We start from the raw sequence: 15,350 nt of genomic DNA, 5'->3' as shown, positions 1-15,350 counted from the left end.
CCAGTGCCCGCGGCATGCTCTTCTACCGCCTGCTCCAGCAGGCCGTCGCCACCGATCCACACCCGCTGAACGAACTGATCGTCAGATAACAGTCCCGATAAGGATCACTGCACTCAAGCAGATATGCCGATCCCGCCGATCCCGCCGATCCCGCCGATCCCGCCGATCCCGCCGATCCCGCCGATCCCGCCGATCCCGCCGGTGACCAGGGCCGCTTGCCGGTCAACGCGTCGGTCATCGGCCCTCCTCGTCGCCGGAGCGATCCTCCCCGATCGCCGGGCATCCTCCATCCGGGTGGACAATTCGGACGAATCACCCGCAGGTCAGACGTAATTCCCGGACGGGGGTGCGTGAACAGCCTTGTTGGGTTAACCTTGCGTTCATGTTGCGTTTCCGAGCAGTTCGCCGTCTGCGGGGGACGGGTGAGGCTGAGGCCGTCGGCGCGCTGCCGGTAGAGGATGTCGTCGAGACCCCGCTGGTCCCGTGCAACGACCTGCGCGCGCACTGGGTGAAGACGGCCGAGGGCAATCTCGAACTCCGCTGGGAGCTCGACGGGGCGGACGCCCGCACCCGCGCCGCGTAGCTTCATCGGTCCGAGTCGGCCTGGATCAGCGCGGTCGATTTCACGCGTCAGGGCTGCGGCAGGACCGTGATCCCCGCGGCCACAGCGATCTCCCGGTAGGCCGCGGCGAGGTCCGCGACCTGGGCGTGTGCGTTGAGGCCGCTGGGGTTGGGTGCGACCCAGAGCTCGGCGCCACCGAGGGTCTCCGGCTGGCGCCCGGCGGCTGCCTTGGGCCGGCCGAAGGCGGCGCGGTAGGCGGTCACGCCGAGCACGGCGACAACGGCCGGCCCGATCCGGCGGCTCCGCCGGACCAGCGCCTGCCCACCGGCCACCAACTGATCCACCGTCAGTTCGTCAGCCCGCGCGGTCGTTATCGGCACCACGTTGGTGATGCCGAGCCCGCGCTGTTCCAGGTGCTCGAGGTCCTCGGGGCGGTAGCCGGCTGAGGCGTCGATCAGCCAGTCGGTGATCCCGGCCCGGTACAGGGCGGGATAGAAGCGGTTGCCACGCTTGGCGAAGTGCGCCTGCACCGCCGCGGTCCACAGGCCAGGGTTGATCCCGACGAACAGCAGCTTGACCTCGGGCCCGACCAGGTCCGGCAGCGTCGCGCCGCGGAACGTCTCGAGCTCGGTCCGGGACAACGTCACGTCCCGATCCTCCTGTGTCCGGGGTGATGCCGGTCACCGGAGGGCGCGGATTACCCTGCGCACATGAGTTCTGGGACCGACATTGTCATCTGCGAACCCTTGCGCACCCCGGTCGGAGGCTACGGGGGCGGCTTGAAAGACCTGCTGCCCCACGAGCTGGCCGCCCACGTGATCAGGGCCCTCATCGAGCGCACTGGCATTCCGCCGGAGCGGGTCGACGACGTGCTGCTCGGCAACTGCTACCCGACCATGGACGCCCCGGCGATAGGCCGGGTCGCCGCGCTGGACGCCGGTCTGCCGGTGACCGCGACCGGTCTGCAGATCGACCGCCGTTGCGGTTCGGGCCTGCAGGCCGTGCTGTACGCGGCCCTGCAGGTACGCGACGGGGCGTCGGAGATCGTGCTGGCCGGCGGTGCGGAGTCGATGTCGAACGCCGCGTTCTACTCGACCTCGATGCGGTGGGGAGCCAAGGGCGCCGGCGGCGTGATGCTTCACGACGCACTGGCCCGCGGCCGGGTCACTGCCGGCGGCAAGAACTATCCGGTGCCGGGCGGCATGTTGGAGACCGCCGAGAACCTGCGCCGGGAGTACGCGATCCCGCGCGCCGAGCAGGATGAGTTCGCCGTCGAGAGCCACCGGCGAGCGACGGCCGCCCGAGGCGCCGGGATCTTCGCCGAGGAGATCGTCCCGGTGACCGTGCCGGGCCGGAAGGGCGACACCGTCGTCGAGGCCGATGAGCACATCCGCCCCGAGGCGTCGCTGGAGTCGCTGGCCAAGCTCAAGCCCGTCCTCGGGCGCGACGACCCCGATGCCACCGTCACCGCGGGCAACGCGTCCGGCCAGAACGACGGGGCGTCGATCTGCGCGGTGATGACCCGGGCGACCGCCGAGTCCCTCGGGCTGGCGGCGTTCGTCCGCCTGGTCTCCTGGGCGGTGGGCGGGGTGCCGCCGAAGACGATGGGCATCGGGCCGGTTCCTGCGACGGCGAAGGCGCTGGCCGCGGCCGAGCTCAAACTCTCCGACATCGACCTGATCGAGCTCAACGAGGCCTTCGCCGCCCAGGTACTGGCCTGCACCCGGGAGTGGGGCTTCACCCCGGACGACTTCGCCCGGATGAACGTGCACGGCTCCGGGATCTCGATGGGGCACCCGGTCGGGGCCACCGGCGGTCGGATCCTGGCCACGCTGGCCCGGGAACTGCGCCGCCGCGAGGCCCGGTATGGGCTGGAGACCATGTGCATCGGTGGCGGGCAAGGGCTGGCGGCGATTTTCGAGCGCGCCTGATCTTGACCGGGTAAGAGGCCGGCGGCGACTGCCACCGCATGCTGGAGGCGCCGCCGCTGTGAGGAGCCCCCATGTCGCTCGTCGATCCGGACCTGCAGTTGGTCGTCGTGGCGGTGCTCCTGGCGGTCTTCGCGGCGGTGGGCGCCCGGGTCGCCCTGCTCGGCGTCGAGGTGGCGGTGCTCACCGCATCCGCCCGGGCGGCGATCCAGCTGACCATCGTCGCGTTGGTGATCACGGCGGTGCTGGACTCCGACGGGCTCTCGCTGCTGTTCGTGGCCGGGATGCTCGTGGCCGCTTCGGTGACCAGCGCGCAGCGGATCGCCGGGTGGCGCACCGCGGTGTGGGCCGGGCTGGCGGTCGCCGGCGGCGCGGTGCCCGTCCTGGTCCTCGTCCTGGCGTCGGGCGTGGTGCCGTTCTCCGGGCCGGCGATCGTCGCGATCTCCGGCATCGTGATCGGCGGCGCGATGACGACCTCCGGTCAGGCCGGCCGCCGCGCGCTGGACGAGCTGCGCGTCCGGGCCGGGGAGTTTGAGGCCGCGCTGGCGATCGGGCTCGACCGTCGGGCCGCCGGCCTGGAGATCGCCCGGCCCTCGGCCGTGCAGGCGCTGTTCCCGCCGCTGGACCAGACCCGCGCCGTCGGGCTGGTGACCCTGCCGGGTGCGTTCATCGGTGTGCTGCTCGGTGGCGGCAGTGCGAGTGAGGCGGCGTCAGCTCAGGTGCTGGTGCTCTTCGGGCTGCTCGCCGCCGAGGTGGTCGCCGTTGCGGTCGCGTTGGAGCTGGTGGTGCGGGGGCGGTTCGCGGTGCCGGTCACGGCGCTGCGCTGAGTCCGCGCAGGAACGGCAGGATCGCCGCATTCACCGGCTCCGGGTGGGTCAGGTTCGCGGCATGGGCCGCGCCTTCGATGACCACGACTCCGGCGCTACCCGGCAGGGCGGCGCTCATCACCTCCGCCTTGTCCAGCTCGATCGCGGAGTCGTTGTCGCCGTGGATGACCAGCGCAGGGCAGGTGATCTCGCCGAGGCGCTCCACTACACTCTCCCGCTCGAGCAGGGCCACGCCGGCCTCCCGGACCAGTTCGTGCCGGCCCGACTGCCACCTTGCGATCCAGCGCGGGTTCTCGACGGGGTCGTCGATGATGATCCCCGCGACGATGTTGGCGAGCTCGTCGCCGGGGCCGACGTTCACCCAGGCCTCGATCATGTCGCCGTAGAGCTCGACCTTGTCCGGGTGCTCGGCGCCCGCCTGGGTGTCGATCAGCACCAGGGCGCGTACCCGCTCGGGCGCAATCATCGCGGCCCGCAGCGAGAGGAAGCCGCCCTGCGACATGCCCGCGAAGACCGCGCATTCGATGCCGAGGTAGTCGCACAGTGCGAGCGCGTCGCCGGCGCTGTCCCAGTAAGTGAACGGCTTCTCGTCGAACTCGGTGGCCCCGAACCCGCGGGAGTCCCAGGTGATCACCCGGAACTCCGGCTCCAGCGCCGCCACCTGCGGGTCGAACATCGAGTGGTCCATCAGGAAGCCGTGCGAAAAGATCACCGCCGGCCCGTCACCGCCGCTGTCGGTGTAGAAGATCCGCTGCCCGTAGATCTCGGCGAATGCCATGGCGTGCCTCCCAGTGGGGTGCCCGCACGCTACTCGCGCCCGAGCACCACCGTCATCGCCACCGTCACCTCGTCGCCCTCGTCGAGCCCGAGCGGCTTGCGCACGGCCACCTTGAGCGGAAGCAGGTAGCCGTTGTCCTTGGGGAACAGCGAGGTCGTGAAGGTGACCTTGCCGATCCGGGCCTTGACCGGGATCACGCCCCACCCGTAGGTGGCCATCGCGCGGACCTCGCGGATCTCGTCGGCCGGCCCGTCGGGGACGGGGATGAAGTAGAACGGCGCCGGTCCGCGCCACTCGATGACCGGCCCGGTGAACTCCAGCTCCATGCCTGCATTCTTGCCCGGGGACTACGCCCGCATGTACGCCCCGCCGGAGACGTTGATGGTCTCACCGGTGATCGACCGACCGGTGTCGGCAGCAAGGAAGAGCACCGCGTTGGCGATGTCCTCGGGCTCGATGGTGATGTCGAGGGCCATGTTCTGCTGCAGGCGCGCCAGGTCGTCGGCCGGGATCATCCGGGCGAGGAACGGATTCGGGACCAGCCCGGGGGCGACGCCGTTGACCCGCACGCCGTAAGGCCCGACCTGGGCCGCTGCCGCCCGGGTCAGCCCCACCACGCCGGCCTTGGCCGTTTGGTACACGACGTTGTTCGGGATGACGTCGGTCCAGGCCTCGATCGAGGCGATGTTGATGATCGACCCGGAACGGCGCTCGATCATCTGCGGCAGCACGGCGCGCATCAGCAGGAAATGCCCGGTCAGGCAGATGTCCAACACCCGGTGCCAGGACTCGGTCGAGGTCTCCCACAGCGGCGCGGGCTCCGAACTGCCCGCGTTGTTCACCAGGATGTCGATCCGCCCGCGGTCGGCCAGGATCTCGTCGACCAGGGCCTGGACGGCCGCCTCGTCGCGCACGTCGAGGGGGCGGCCGATCACCTTGCGCCCGGTCTCCTCGGCGAGCGCGTCGGCGACCTTGGCGGTGCGTCCCGGATCGAGATCGGTGATCACGACATCGGCGCCCGCCAGCGCGAGAGTGCGCGCGGTGGCCTTGCCGATACCGGCGCCGGCGGCGGCCGTGATCAGGGCGACCTGGCCGTCGAGTGCACCTGCAGTCGTCATCCGACGCTCCACCCTAGAAATATTGCGACGATGTGTCGCAGAATAGGGGAGGACATCTCGCGACGTAAAGGAGCGCACCGCTGATGGCAGGTCTGGTCGAAGGAAGGGTCGCGGTCGTCACGGGGGCGGCGAGCGGCATCGGTCGCGCGACGGCGCTCGCGCTCTCCCGCGAGGGAGCGGCGGCGGTGATCATCGCCGATATCCGCAAGGACCCGCGCGAGGGCGGCACGCCCACCCACGAAGCCCTCACGTGCGCGGGGCGGTTCGTCCAGTGCGACGTCTCCAAGCCGGCCGACCTGGTGGCAGCGGTCGCTGCGGCGGACGAGTTCGGCGGCGTCGACATCATGGTGAACAACGCCGGTGTCGTCGTGCCGAAGGACTTCCTCGACGTCACCGAGGAGGACTACGACCGGCAGATGGACATCAACGCCAAGGGTGCGTTCTTCGGAACCCAGGCCGCGGCGAAGCGGATGGTCGAGAAGGGTGGCGGGGTCATCATCAATCTCTCCTCCATCCTCGGCATCGCCGGCAGCGGCGGGGTCGCCGCGTACAGCGCCTCCAAGGGCGCGATCAAGCTGATGACCTACTCCGCGGCGCAGTCCCTGGCTCCGAAGGGGATCCGGGTCAACGCGATCCATCCCGGCGTCATCAGCACCGAGTTGGTCACCGGCGACTTCGGCCTGCCCGCGGAGGCGGCGGCACAGGTGTTCCCGATCCCGATGGGCCGCGCGGCCGGACCCGACGAGATCGGCGACGCCATCGTCCTGATGTGCAGCGACCACGCCCGCTACATGACCGGCGCCTCGATGCTGGTCGACGGCGGCCTGCTCAACACAACCTGACGAACCATTAGGCGTGTCACGCCTAATGGTTCGTTTTCCACAGCTAAAGAGCGACGCTCTGGTCGGCCAGCCAGCCGAGGATCCGGGGCACGGTGTGTTTGGCGGCCGTGCGCCCGGTGGTCAGGCTGGCGTGGCCGGCCGGGAGCGCGAGCACCTCCGGTTTGGTGCCGGTGAGCAGGCCTGCGGTCGGGGCGGTGGCGCCCTCGGGGACCAGTTCGTCGCGGTCCCCGGTGACGATCAGCACCGGCATTTTCAGGTCGGCGAGGTGGACCGCCCGGCCGCCGAGGCGCAATGAGCCGGTGACGAAGGCGTTGTCGCGCATCCACTGCTGGGCGATCTGCACGAACGCGGCGCCCGGCAGCGGGGCATGTTGCTCGAAGCACCGATTCAGCGCCTGATACCCCCTCAGATAGTCCTCGTCCCAGAGGTTCTGCAGGAGGTTGGCGTACTTGACCACCGGCGCGGTCGGCTTCATCACCGAGAAGAAGGCGGCGATCAGCGAGGCGGGAACGTTGCCTTCCTGGTCGAGCACGGTGGCGGGATCGAGGCGGCCCTCGCAGACCGCGTCCACCATCGAGCCGAGGTGGCCGAAGTCGACGGGCGTGGCGATCAGCACTAAATTGCGCACCGGCAGGGACGGGTTGCCGGCCAACGCCTGCAGCGACATTGTGCCGCCCATGCAGTACCCGATGATGCTGACCTCGTCGGCGCCGGTCTCCTGGCAGGCCGCCTGCAGGGCGCGGGGGAAGTAGCGCGCCAGGTAGGTCTCGAGGGTGTTCGCCGAGTCGTCGGCGTCCGGGATGCCCCAGTCCAGGACGAAGGTGTCGAAGCCCGCGCCGAGCGTCCGCGCGACGAAGCTGTTCCCCTCGTGCAGGTCGAAGATGTACGAGCGCCCGACCAGACCGCCGAGCACGATGACCGGGGGGGCGAGTCGAGGTTCCGGCCCCACGCCGTGACCGGAGTAGTGGCGCAGCTCGGCCTTGCCCTCGCTCCAGATCACCCGGCTCGGCGTCGGGCCGATCGGCGCGAACTGGGTGCCGGCGGCGTAGCGGACGCCGTTGCGCACGCGTGCGGCGGTGCGCCCGAGCTCGCGGGCGACCTGGGGGAGCGGTCCGGTCCTACCGCTCATGAGTGGTCGGTGGTGTCTCGTCCAGCTTCCGGGACAACTCGCGCAGCTCCTCGTGGGTGCTGGCGAGCTGCCGGCGCAGCTGGGCGACGTCCCCGCGGGTCGGCATGTTGAGCGCGTGCAGCACGGCCCGGGCCGGGCGCTCGACGAGCCGCTGCGCCGAGCCCTGCAACCGGAACCCGCGCAGCAGCAGGTCGGTGGCACTACGGGTGCCGAGCGCGGTCTCCAGACGACGGCCGATAACCGCGTCTGCCCGCAGGACCAGGCGCTGCAGATCCAGCCCGCCGTTGCTCATGTCGGGCCTGAGCTTGGCAGGCCGTCACATTCAAGGAAAGCGGCGACCACGGAACTCACCTCGTCGGGTCGTTCCAGGAACAGGTGATGCCCGGCGCCGCGCACCAGGTGCAGTTCGGCGTTGGGGATCAGGCACGCCAGGGCCTTCGCGTTGACCGGGCGGGCCAGCGGGTCGTCGTCGCCGTTCACGACCAGCGTGGGCTGGCGGATCAGCCGCAGCATCGGCATCGTCGACCAGGTCGTGCAGCTGAGCAGTTGGTAGAGGTAGCCGCGGGTGTCCGGGGACTCCGTGGTGCGCAGTTGCCCGGCCCGGCGGGCCAGGGCGGCGTTGTGGCGCAGGGCGCCACCGAGCAGTTGCGGGGCCAGGGCGGCGTAGTGCTCCGGGTCGCGCAGGCGCTTCATCGAGAACAGGCCCTTCAAGGCCACCGGGTGCGAGGGGACGCTGCCCCATCCGGTGTTCGTGGACAGCAGCACCACCCGGCGGACCCGACGGGGTGAGGTCCACGCCAACTGCTGGGCGACCACGCCGCCGAGGGAGTAGCCGAGAACGTCGATCTCGGGCAGCTCGAGTTCGTCGAGCAGCCGGGTGATCATCCGGGCGACTCCGACGACGCTCTGCGGAATCGTCGGCGTCGGGGAGTCCCCGGCGCCGGGGGCGTCGAAGGCGATCGTGCAGGTTCCGGCCAGGTGCTGGCGCAGCGGATCCCACATCCGGATCACGCCGCCGAGGCCGTTGATGAGGAGCAGCGGTGGCCCGTCGCCGTTTCCGGGGGATCCCTCGACCGAGACCCGCACGTCGTGCCGGCCGGCCCGGACCGTGTGCTCGCCGGTGCTGATCATGCGGGGACCTCGGCGAGGAAGGAGAGCAGCGCGGCGTCGAACTCGCCGGGAAGCTCCAGCATCGGGTAGTGCCCGCAGGCGAGCTCGACCACGCGGCCGTCCTTCAGGCGCTCCTGCACCCACGGGGTGCCCTCGATCGGGGAGACCGGGTCGTGGGTGCCCATGATCTGCAGCACCGGCACGGTGAGCGCGTCGAGGGCGGCGACCTGGTCGGTCTGCAGGTAGGTGCGGTAGCAGGCGATCGCGGCCCAGGACGGCATCTGCAGCTGCATCCGTAGCAGCCACCCGATCACGTCCGGGTCCGGCTCGACGTGGAAGGCGGAGGCGATCGTCCGGCGGCGGGTCTCGATCCGCTTGGTGCGCTCGAGGTGGACGAGCCGGGCCTCGATGGCGTCCGGCTCCGGGCCGAACGGGAACTCCCCGCTGCGCGAGGCGCGCACCGCGTTCGAGCCCACCCACACGACCTGGGCGACGCGGTCCGGCACGAGGCCGGCGAGGTGCAGCGAGATCTGCGCGCCGAAGGACCAACCGACGAGGGTGACCTGCTGCAAGTCCAGGTGCTCGATGACCGCGGCGATGTCGGCGGCCAGGCGCTCCATGCCGTAACCGTCGAGCGGCTTGGCGGACTGGCCCGTGCCGCGTACGTCGACCGCGACCACCCGGTGACCGGCGGCGGCCAGCGAGGTGACCTGGCCCTGCCAGGCCTCGGAGGTCAGGCCGAACCCGGCGATGAGGACGGCCGAGCGGCCGGCTCCCCCCGCTACCTGGAGGTCCTGCGCGTGGATAAAGACCCCGGGCTCCACCTCGACGAAGGTCACCTCAGGTGGCCGGGGCCGTGGCCGCCGCACCGACAGATACCCGCCGGCCCGGGACGACGACGAAGTCGTCGAGGTCGGGCTCGTGCGTCATGTGCCAGTAGTCGACGTTCGTCCACGGCATCGGGATGACGACCCGGCCCGCTGCGTTGCGGTAGTAGGTGGTCAGGCCCGGATGCGCCCAGATCGCGTTGGTCAGCGCGTCGCTGATCTTCCGGTCATAGGCCTCGAAGACCTCCTGCTTGCACTCCACGCTGCTGAGCTCGCCGCTCTCCAGCTTGAGCAGGAGGGACATCACGTAGCGGACCTGCATCTCGATCGTCAGCGCGGCGCTGCCGCCGTGCGCGGCGAAGGTGTTCGGTCCGAGCAGCAGGAAGAAGTTCGGGAAATCCGGGACGGTGGTGCCGAGGTAGGCGCGGGCGTCGTCCTCGCCCCAGGTCTCGCGCAGACTCCTGCCGGACCGACCGCGGACCTCCATCGGGCCGAGTACGCGCACGGCCTGGAAGCCGGTCGCCAGCACCAGGATGTCGGCGGGGTGCTCGATGCCGTCGGCGCCCACGACGCTGTTCGGTCGGACCTCGACGACCTTCTCGGTGGATAGCGTGACGTCGTCGCGCGTCACCGTGCGGAACCAGCCGTTGTCCAGCAGCGGACGCTTGCCGTACGGCGGGTAGGTCGGCAGGCACTTGTCCAGCAGGTCCTGCCGGTCGCCGAGCTCGGAGCGGATGTAGTCGGTGAGGTACTCGCGGTGCTTGTCGTTCGTGCGGTTGACCGCCCGTTCCGGGTGCGGCCAGGCCGGGTCGAACTGCAGCGCCGGGTAGAGCCGGTCGCCGAAGTTCCAGACCAGCCGCAGCCGGTACCAGCCCATGTAGAACGGCACGTGGGCCATCAGGGTGCGGGTGGCCTCGCTGGTCTCGCGCATGTAGTTCGCGTTCGGCAGGCCCCACTGCGGTGATCGCTGAAAGACCGTCACATGCTCGGCCTTGCCGGCGATCGCCGGGACGAGCTGCATGGAGCTCGCGCCCGTTCCGATCACCACGACGCGTTTGCCGGTGACGTCCACCGAGTTGTCCCAGCACGCGGTGTGCATGCTCGGACCGGCGAAGCTGTCCAGGCCGGGGATCGCCGGCACCGACGGCCGGTTGAGCAGTCCGACACCACTGATCACGGCGTTGGCGGTGTAGGTCTCCCGCGTCCCGGCGGCGCTGCGGGTGGTGACGTGCCAGCGCTGCGCCTCCTCGTCCCACACCATCGACTCGACCTCGGCGTCGAACTGGATGTGCGCACGCAGCCCGAAGGTGTCGGTGATCTCGTCGAGGTAGGAGTACAGCTCGTCGCGCTTGGCGAAGTACCGCGTCCAGTTCGGCGATTGGGCGAAGGAGTAGCAGTACAGGTGGCTGGGGGTGTCGACGCCGCAGGCCGGGTAGGTGTTCTCCAGCCAGGTCCCGCCGACGGCGGGGTTCTTGTCCAGGATGGTGAACGCGATCCCGGCCTTCTTCAGCTTGGCCGCGGCGCACAGGCCGGACAGTCCGGCGCCCACCACCAGGACCTCGATGTGACGCTCAGTCAGCAAAGCGTCCGGAACGACGTCGCGGTCGATGAGACCGAGCTCCTCGGCCAGCAGGCCGCCGATGTCGGCCGGCATCTTCTGCGAGGATCCCAGCGAGAGGTGCAGCATCTCGACCAGGCGCTCCTGCGACGGCGGGGTGGCGGCCTCGAACGCGCCGTCGTGCCAGGCGCGGAGCACGGTCAGGGCCTCTTCGCGGAGCTCGTGCGCCAGCTCCGGGGAGAGTCCGGCCGAGTCGTGGTCCTCGACGCCGAGGGCGCTGGTCGGACGGAACCGACCGGTCAGCCAGGTGCCGTCGCCGGTGAGCTGGGCGAGGCTGGCGAGCAGCGTGGGGAGGTTGGCGTCGAGCAGTGCCGCGCGCAGCTCGTCATCGCCGACCCGGGTGCGCAGCGGTACCGCTGCCGGCCTGATATCGGCGGACCAGTGTTTTTGACTCGGCACGTCTCAATAATAGGCAGGCAGCGATTTGCGTCAAGTACGGCCGAGCTGCGTCGACCCCCGTTGACGGGCCGCCCACCTGCGGGAAAGTATTGAGACTCCCCGGTTCAAAAACCTTCGAAGGGGCCCGTGCATGACGGTTCGCGCAGCGGTGTGCACCCAGCTGGAGAAGCCGCTCGAGGTGCTCGACCTGGAACTGGCAGAACCGCGGGCAGGTGAGGTCGCGGTCCGGATCATGGCCTCCGGCATCTGCGCCTCGGACGCCTCGGTCCAGAAGGGGGCGCTGCCGAGCCCGCTGCCGATCGTGCTCGGGCACGAGGGTGCCGGGGTGATCGAAGCAGTCGGGCCCGGGGTCACCCACCTTGCCGCCGGTGACCACGTCGCGGTCTGCGCGATGCCGCAGTGCGGCCACTGTTACCGCTGCACCCGTGGCCAGCCGGGCCTGTGCGAGCGGGGCGACGGGGTGCTGTTCTCCGGGGCGCTGATGGACGGGTCCACCCGGTGGCGCACCGCGGACGGGGTGGACGTCGCCCAGTTCGTCGCCGCCGGCACCTTCGCCGAGCAGGTCGTGGTCCCGACGATCTCGGTGGTGAAGATCCCCGCCGACATGCCGTTCGCGCCGGCCTCGCTGCTGGGGTGCGCCGTCCTCACCGGCGTCGGGGCCGCGCTGAACACCGCCGCGATCCGGCCCGGTGGCACGGTGGCCGTGATCGGCTGTGGCAGCGTGGGCCTGATGGCGATCCAGGGCGCCCGCCTGGCCGGGGCGGAGCGGATCATCGCGATCGACCTGGTGCCGGCCAAGCTGGAGATCGCCCGGGCCGTCGGCGCCACCGACACCCTGGCGGCCGGGGAGGTCGACGTGTTGCTCGCGGTCAAGGAACTGACCGCCGGCCGCGGCACCGACACCACCATCGAGGCCGTCGGTGCCCAGGTCACCGTCGACCAGGCGATCCGGATGACCGGCAAGGGCGGCGAGGTGGTCTTCGTCGGGGCGGGAACCAAGGGCGTGCGGATCAACGTTCCGCAGTTCACCGGCCTGGTCGGATCCGCGAAAACCTTCAAGGGCTGCCTGTTCGGCTCCGCCGACACCCATCGCGACATCCCGCGCCTGGTCGAACGCTACCTGGCGGGCGAGCTCCACCTCGACGTGCTGGTGTCCCGTACCTACGGGCTCAGCGCGATCAACGAAGGCCTGGCCGCCGTCACCGCGGGCGAGGTCATCTCCGCAGTGGTGAACCTCGAAAGTTTGAACTGAGATGGAGGGACCCGGCATGACGGCTACTCAGAGCGCTGCTCTGCAAGCGACCGACCTGTGTGAGGCCTTCGCCGCCACGGTGGCGGACCGGCCGGAGCAGGAGGCGATGCGCTCTTCCGATGGCGCGGTCTCCTTGACGTGGGCTCAGGTCGACGAGGTGGTCCGTCAGGTCGCCGGCGGGCTGGGCGCGCTCGGGCTGGGCGAAGGCCGCACCACCTGCATGATGCTGGCGAACCGCTACCAGGCCGCGGTCGTCGACCTGGCCACGTTGCACCTGGGTGCGGTGCCGGTCTCGCTGTACAACAGTACGGCCACCTCTCAGCTCACCTACCTGCTGGATGACGCCCGCTGTGACGTGCTGGTCACCGAGACGGCCTTCGCCGACAAGGCGCGGACCGCGATCGCCGGCTCGCAGCGCAAGCCCAAGCTCGTGGTCATCGACGGTGACGGCACCGGCGAGCCGAACTGGGGCGCGCTGACCGGGGCGGGCACCCCGCTCGCGCCGGGCACCCGCCCGACGCTGAGCGCCGACGACGTGCTGACCGTGGTCTACACCTCGGGCACCACCGGCGTCCCCAAGGGCGCCGAGCTCACCCACGCCAACATCCTCGACCAGATCCGCGGCCTGCACTCGCTCGGCCGGCTGCCGATGGGCGGACGGTCGCTGTCCTACCTGCCGTTCGCGCACATGGGCGACCGGCTCTGCGCGTACTACATGCCGATTGTCAGCGGCTCCTCCATCACCTACCACCTGGTGCCCAAGACCGCGGCGCTGTTGCTCCCCGAGCTGCAGCCGACGCTCTACATGGCCGTCCCCCGGATCTGGAACTACGTGATGGGCCTGGCCGTGGCGGCGATCGAGGCTTCGCCTGAGCGCGCGGAGCTGGAGAAGGCCCTCGAGCTCGGTGCCCGCCTGCACGACGACCGCCTGGCCGGCAAGGCCGTCGACGCCACGCTGCGCGAAGAGTGGCTCAGCTACGGCGAGGCCCTCTCCGGCCTGCGCCGCAAGCTCGGCCTGGACGCCGGCGAGCTGCTGTTCACCGGCGCCGCCCCGCTGCCGCCGGAGACGCTGCGCTTCTTCGCCGCGATCGGCGTCGACCTGTGCGAGTGCTACGGGCAGAGCGAGACCGCCGGGATCATCCTGTGCAACCCGGCCGGCGCCGCCCGCCCGGTCACCAACGGTGTCCCGATGCCCGGCGTCGAGGCGAAGATCGCCGAGGACGGCGAGCTGCTGCTCAAGGGCCCGATGGTGATGAAGGGCTACCGAGGCAAGCCCGACCTGACCGCCGACGCGTTCGACGCCGACGGCTGGCTCAAGACCGGCGACATCTTCGTCACCGACGAGGCCGGCTACTACCGGATCGTCGACCGCAAGAAGGAGATCATCGTCAGCTCGACCGGCAAGAACGTCTCGCCGGTGCTGGTGGAGAACACCCTGGCCGCGTCCAGTCCGCTGATCGCGCCGTCGGTCTGCATCGGGGACGCCCAGGCCTACGTCACCGCCCTGATCGCCCTCGAGCCCGAGGGGACCGCCGCCATGACGGGGGAGAGCGACCCCGCCCGGAACGCCGCCGACCCGGTCGTGCGGGACAGGCTCCGCACGGCCATCCTGGCGGCCAACGAGAACCTGAATGCGGCCGAGCAGGTGCGCCGGTTCCTCATCGTCGAGTCCACCTGGCTGCCCGGCACCGACGAGCTGACCCCCACGATGAAGCTGCGCCGCAAGCCGATCGCGGAGAAGTACGCCAAGGAGATCGAGCTGCTGTACGGGCCGCCTTCGGAGCGGGTCGTCGAGGTCCGCTGAACTCAGGGGCCCGCTACCGTGGGCGCGGTGAGCCGGCGAACGGTGGAGGTGAGCGCGATGGACAACCCCACAGCCACTGCCGAATCCGAGGCCGAGCCCACCCGCCGTGGCCGCGGGCGGCCGCGCCGCAGCATCGACCGTGAGCAGGTCGCCGACGTCGTCGAGGAACTGTTCGAGGAGGGCGGCTACGACGCCGTCTCCATCGAGGAGACCGCCAAGCGCCTGACGGTCTCGCGCGCGACGCTCTACCGGACCGTGCCGTCCAAGGAGCACCTGCTCGCGATCCTGTTCGAGCGGATGACCACCGAGCTCTACGACGAGGCCGTGGCCATCGCCGAGGACCCCGAGCTCACGCCCCGCGAGAAGGTCGACCGCCTGATCCGGGCCCAGATCGACGCCGCGTTCCGCCAGCGCAACTACCTGCTCGTGTTCTTCGGTGGCGGTTCGCTGCCGGCCGAGGACTTCGAGCACTGGAAGGAATGGCGCCGCAAGTACGAGGGAGTGTGGCTGCGCGTGGTGGAGGAGGCGATCGAGACCGGGGACCTGCCCGACGACGATCCACGCCTGATCACCCGGCTGATCACCGGCATGACCACCTGGGTCGCGCGCTGGGCCCGCCCGAACGGCCCGCACGACTCCGCGCACGTCGCGGACGTCGCCCTGCGTCTTGTGCTGTCAGATCTGAAACGTTAAGCTCCGGATTACTGAGACAGCCGGGCTCAAAAAGATGAGCGCGGTCAGCACCGGAGACGAAGGGTCCCTCGTGACCACCAACGCCTTGGCCTTGCGCATCGATGGCCACGTCGCCGAGATCACCCTGACCCGGCCCGAGTTGTTCAACCGGTTCGACGACGCGCTGCACGTCGAGCTCACCTCGGTACTGGATTCGCTGCGGCGGGACGAGAAGGTCCGGGCCGTCGTGCTCGCCTCCACCGGCAAGGTCTTCTCCGCCGGCGGGGACTTCGACCTGATGCGCGCGGCCCAGGCCGATGTCGCCACCCGGCTGCGGATCGTCGACGACGGCCGCCGGCTCCTCGACGCCCTGATCTCGCTGCCCCAGCCGCTGGTCGTCGCCCTGCAGGGTGCCGCGATCGGGCTGGGCGCCACGGTCGTGCTCACCGCGGACGCCATCGTCGCGGCCCGCAGTGCCACGCTC

Annotated in this window: 17 protein-coding genes; 8 read left to right on the top strand and 9 right to left on the bottom strand. The window is 70.5% G+C overall.

What is annotated here, in order from left to right; all coding sequences use genetic code 11:
• Positions 1-382: 382 nt before the first annotated feature.
• Complete coding sequence (locus H0X00_RS12430) at positions 383-583, top strand: hypothetical protein (protein WP_293771263.1); 201 nt, start codon at positions 383-385, stop codon at positions 581-583.
• Between the two features lie 47 nt (positions 584-630).
• On the opposite strand, the gene H0X00_RS12425 is transcribed toward H0X00_RS12430, so the two are convergent.
• On the bottom strand, positions 631-1,209 hold the full coding sequence (locus tag H0X00_RS12425; RefSeq protein WP_293771261.1) for a mismatch-specific DNA-glycosylase: 579 nt from the start codon (positions 1,207-1,209) through the stop codon (positions 631-633).
• A gap of 63 nt (positions 1,210-1,272) precedes the next feature.
• Here H0X00_RS12425 and H0X00_RS12420 point away from each other — a divergent pair, with 63 nt between their 5' ends.
• On the top strand, positions 1,273-2,493 hold the full coding sequence (locus H0X00_RS12420; RefSeq protein ID WP_293771259.1) for an acetyl-CoA C-acetyltransferase: 1,221 nt from the start codon (positions 1,273-1,275) through the stop codon (positions 2,491-2,493).
• Between the two features lie 71 nt (positions 2,494-2,564).
• Positions 2,565-3,317, top strand: coding sequence for an ABC transporter permease (locus H0X00_RS12415; RefSeq protein WP_293771257.1), 753 nt, complete (start codon positions 2,565-2,567; stop codon positions 3,315-3,317).
• Here H0X00_RS12415 and H0X00_RS12410 read toward each other — a convergent pair.
• From H0X00_RS12410 to H0X00_RS12400, 3 genes are read right to left on the bottom strand one after another with little or no spacing between them, the layout of a single operon-like run.
• Positions 3,301-4,095, bottom strand: coding sequence for an alpha/beta hydrolase (locus H0X00_RS12410; protein WP_293771255.1), 795 nt, complete (start codon positions 4,093-4,095; stop codon positions 3,301-3,303). The two genes, H0X00_RS12415 and H0X00_RS12410, sit on opposite strands and share 17 nt — an antisense overlap.
• A 29-nt stretch (positions 4,096-4,124) precedes the next feature.
• Positions 4,125-4,421, bottom strand: coding sequence for a DUF1905 domain-containing protein (locus tag H0X00_RS12405; protein WP_293771253.1), 297 nt, complete (start codon positions 4,419-4,421; stop codon positions 4,125-4,127).
• Positions 4,422-4,442: 21 nt separating this feature from the next.
• On the bottom strand, positions 4,443-5,213 hold the full coding sequence (locus tag H0X00_RS12400; RefSeq protein ID WP_293771251.1) for an SDR family NAD(P)-dependent oxidoreductase: 771 nt from the start codon (positions 5,211-5,213) through the stop codon (positions 4,443-4,445).
• An 83-nt stretch (positions 5,214-5,296) separates the two neighbouring features.
• Here H0X00_RS12400 and H0X00_RS12395 point away from each other — a divergent pair, with 83 nt between their 5' ends.
• On the top strand, positions 5,297-6,055 hold the full coding sequence (locus H0X00_RS12395; protein WP_293771249.1) for an SDR family NAD(P)-dependent oxidoreductase: 759 nt from the start codon (positions 5,297-5,299) through the stop codon (positions 6,053-6,055).
• Between the two features lie 43 nt (positions 6,056-6,098).
• Here H0X00_RS12395 and H0X00_RS12390 read toward each other — a convergent pair whose 3' ends face one another.
• Genes H0X00_RS12390 through H0X00_RS12370 form a run of 5 tightly spaced genes read right to left on the bottom strand, consistent with a single transcriptional unit; the run spans position 6,099 to position 11,138 of the window.
• A complete protein-coding gene (locus tag H0X00_RS12390; RefSeq protein WP_293771247.1) occupies positions 6,099-7,184 on the bottom strand; it encodes an alpha/beta fold hydrolase in 1,086 nt (361 codons plus the stop codon).
• The gene (locus H0X00_RS12385) at positions 7,174-7,476 is read right to left on the bottom strand and encodes a hypothetical protein (RefSeq protein WP_293771245.1); all 303 of its coding nucleotides are present in this window, start codon (positions 7,474-7,476) and stop codon (positions 7,174-7,176) included. Before H0X00_RS12385 ends, H0X00_RS12390 begins: the two co-directional genes overlap by 11 nt.
• On the bottom strand, positions 7,473-8,315 hold the full coding sequence (locus H0X00_RS12380; RefSeq protein WP_293771244.1) for an alpha/beta hydrolase: 843 nt from the start codon (positions 8,313-8,315) through the stop codon (positions 7,473-7,475). The genes H0X00_RS12385 and H0X00_RS12380 overlap by 4 nt, the downstream gene beginning before the upstream one ends.
• The gene (locus tag H0X00_RS12375; protein WP_293771243.1) at positions 8,312-9,133 is read right to left on the bottom strand and encodes an alpha/beta hydrolase; all 822 of its coding nucleotides are present in this window, start codon (positions 9,131-9,133) and stop codon (positions 8,312-8,314) included. Before H0X00_RS12375 ends, H0X00_RS12380 begins: the two co-directional genes overlap by 4 nt.
• A 1-nt stretch (position 9,134) precedes the next feature.
• Complete coding sequence (locus H0X00_RS12370) at positions 9,135-11,138, bottom strand: NAD(P)/FAD-dependent oxidoreductase (protein WP_293771242.1); 2,004 nt, start codon at positions 11,136-11,138, stop codon at positions 9,135-9,137.
• A gap of 130 nt (positions 11,139-11,268) precedes the next feature.
• Between H0X00_RS12370 and H0X00_RS12365 the strand changes: the two genes are divergently transcribed.
• From H0X00_RS12365 to H0X00_RS12350, 4 genes are all read left to right on the top strand, one after another.
• Entirely contained in the window at positions 11,269-12,390 is a 1,122-nt protein-coding gene (locus H0X00_RS12365; RefSeq protein ID WP_293771241.1) for a Zn-dependent alcohol dehydrogenase, read from the top strand.
• Positions 12,391-12,406: 16 nt separating this feature from the next.
• On the top strand, positions 12,407-14,194 hold the full coding sequence (locus tag H0X00_RS12360; RefSeq protein WP_293771240.1) for a long-chain fatty acid--CoA ligase: 1,788 nt from the start codon (positions 12,407-12,409) through the stop codon (positions 14,192-14,194).
• A gap of 27 nt (positions 14,195-14,221) precedes the next feature.
• Complete coding sequence (locus H0X00_RS12355) at positions 14,222-14,887, top strand: TetR/AcrR family transcriptional regulator (protein ID WP_293771238.1); 666 nt, start codon at positions 14,222-14,224, stop codon at positions 14,885-14,887.
• A 70-nt stretch (positions 14,888-14,957) separates the two neighbouring features.
• On the top strand, positions 14,958-15,350 hold a 393-nt coding region (locus tag H0X00_RS12350), incomplete at its 3' end, for an enoyl-CoA hydratase/isomerase family protein (protein WP_293771236.1).

The organism is Sporichthya sp. (assembly GCF_013815995.1).
Lineage (GTDB): Bacteria > Actinomycetota > Actinomycetes > Sporichthyales > Sporichthyaceae > Sporichthya.
This window is presented reverse-complemented; position numbering and strand designations above follow the sequence as displayed.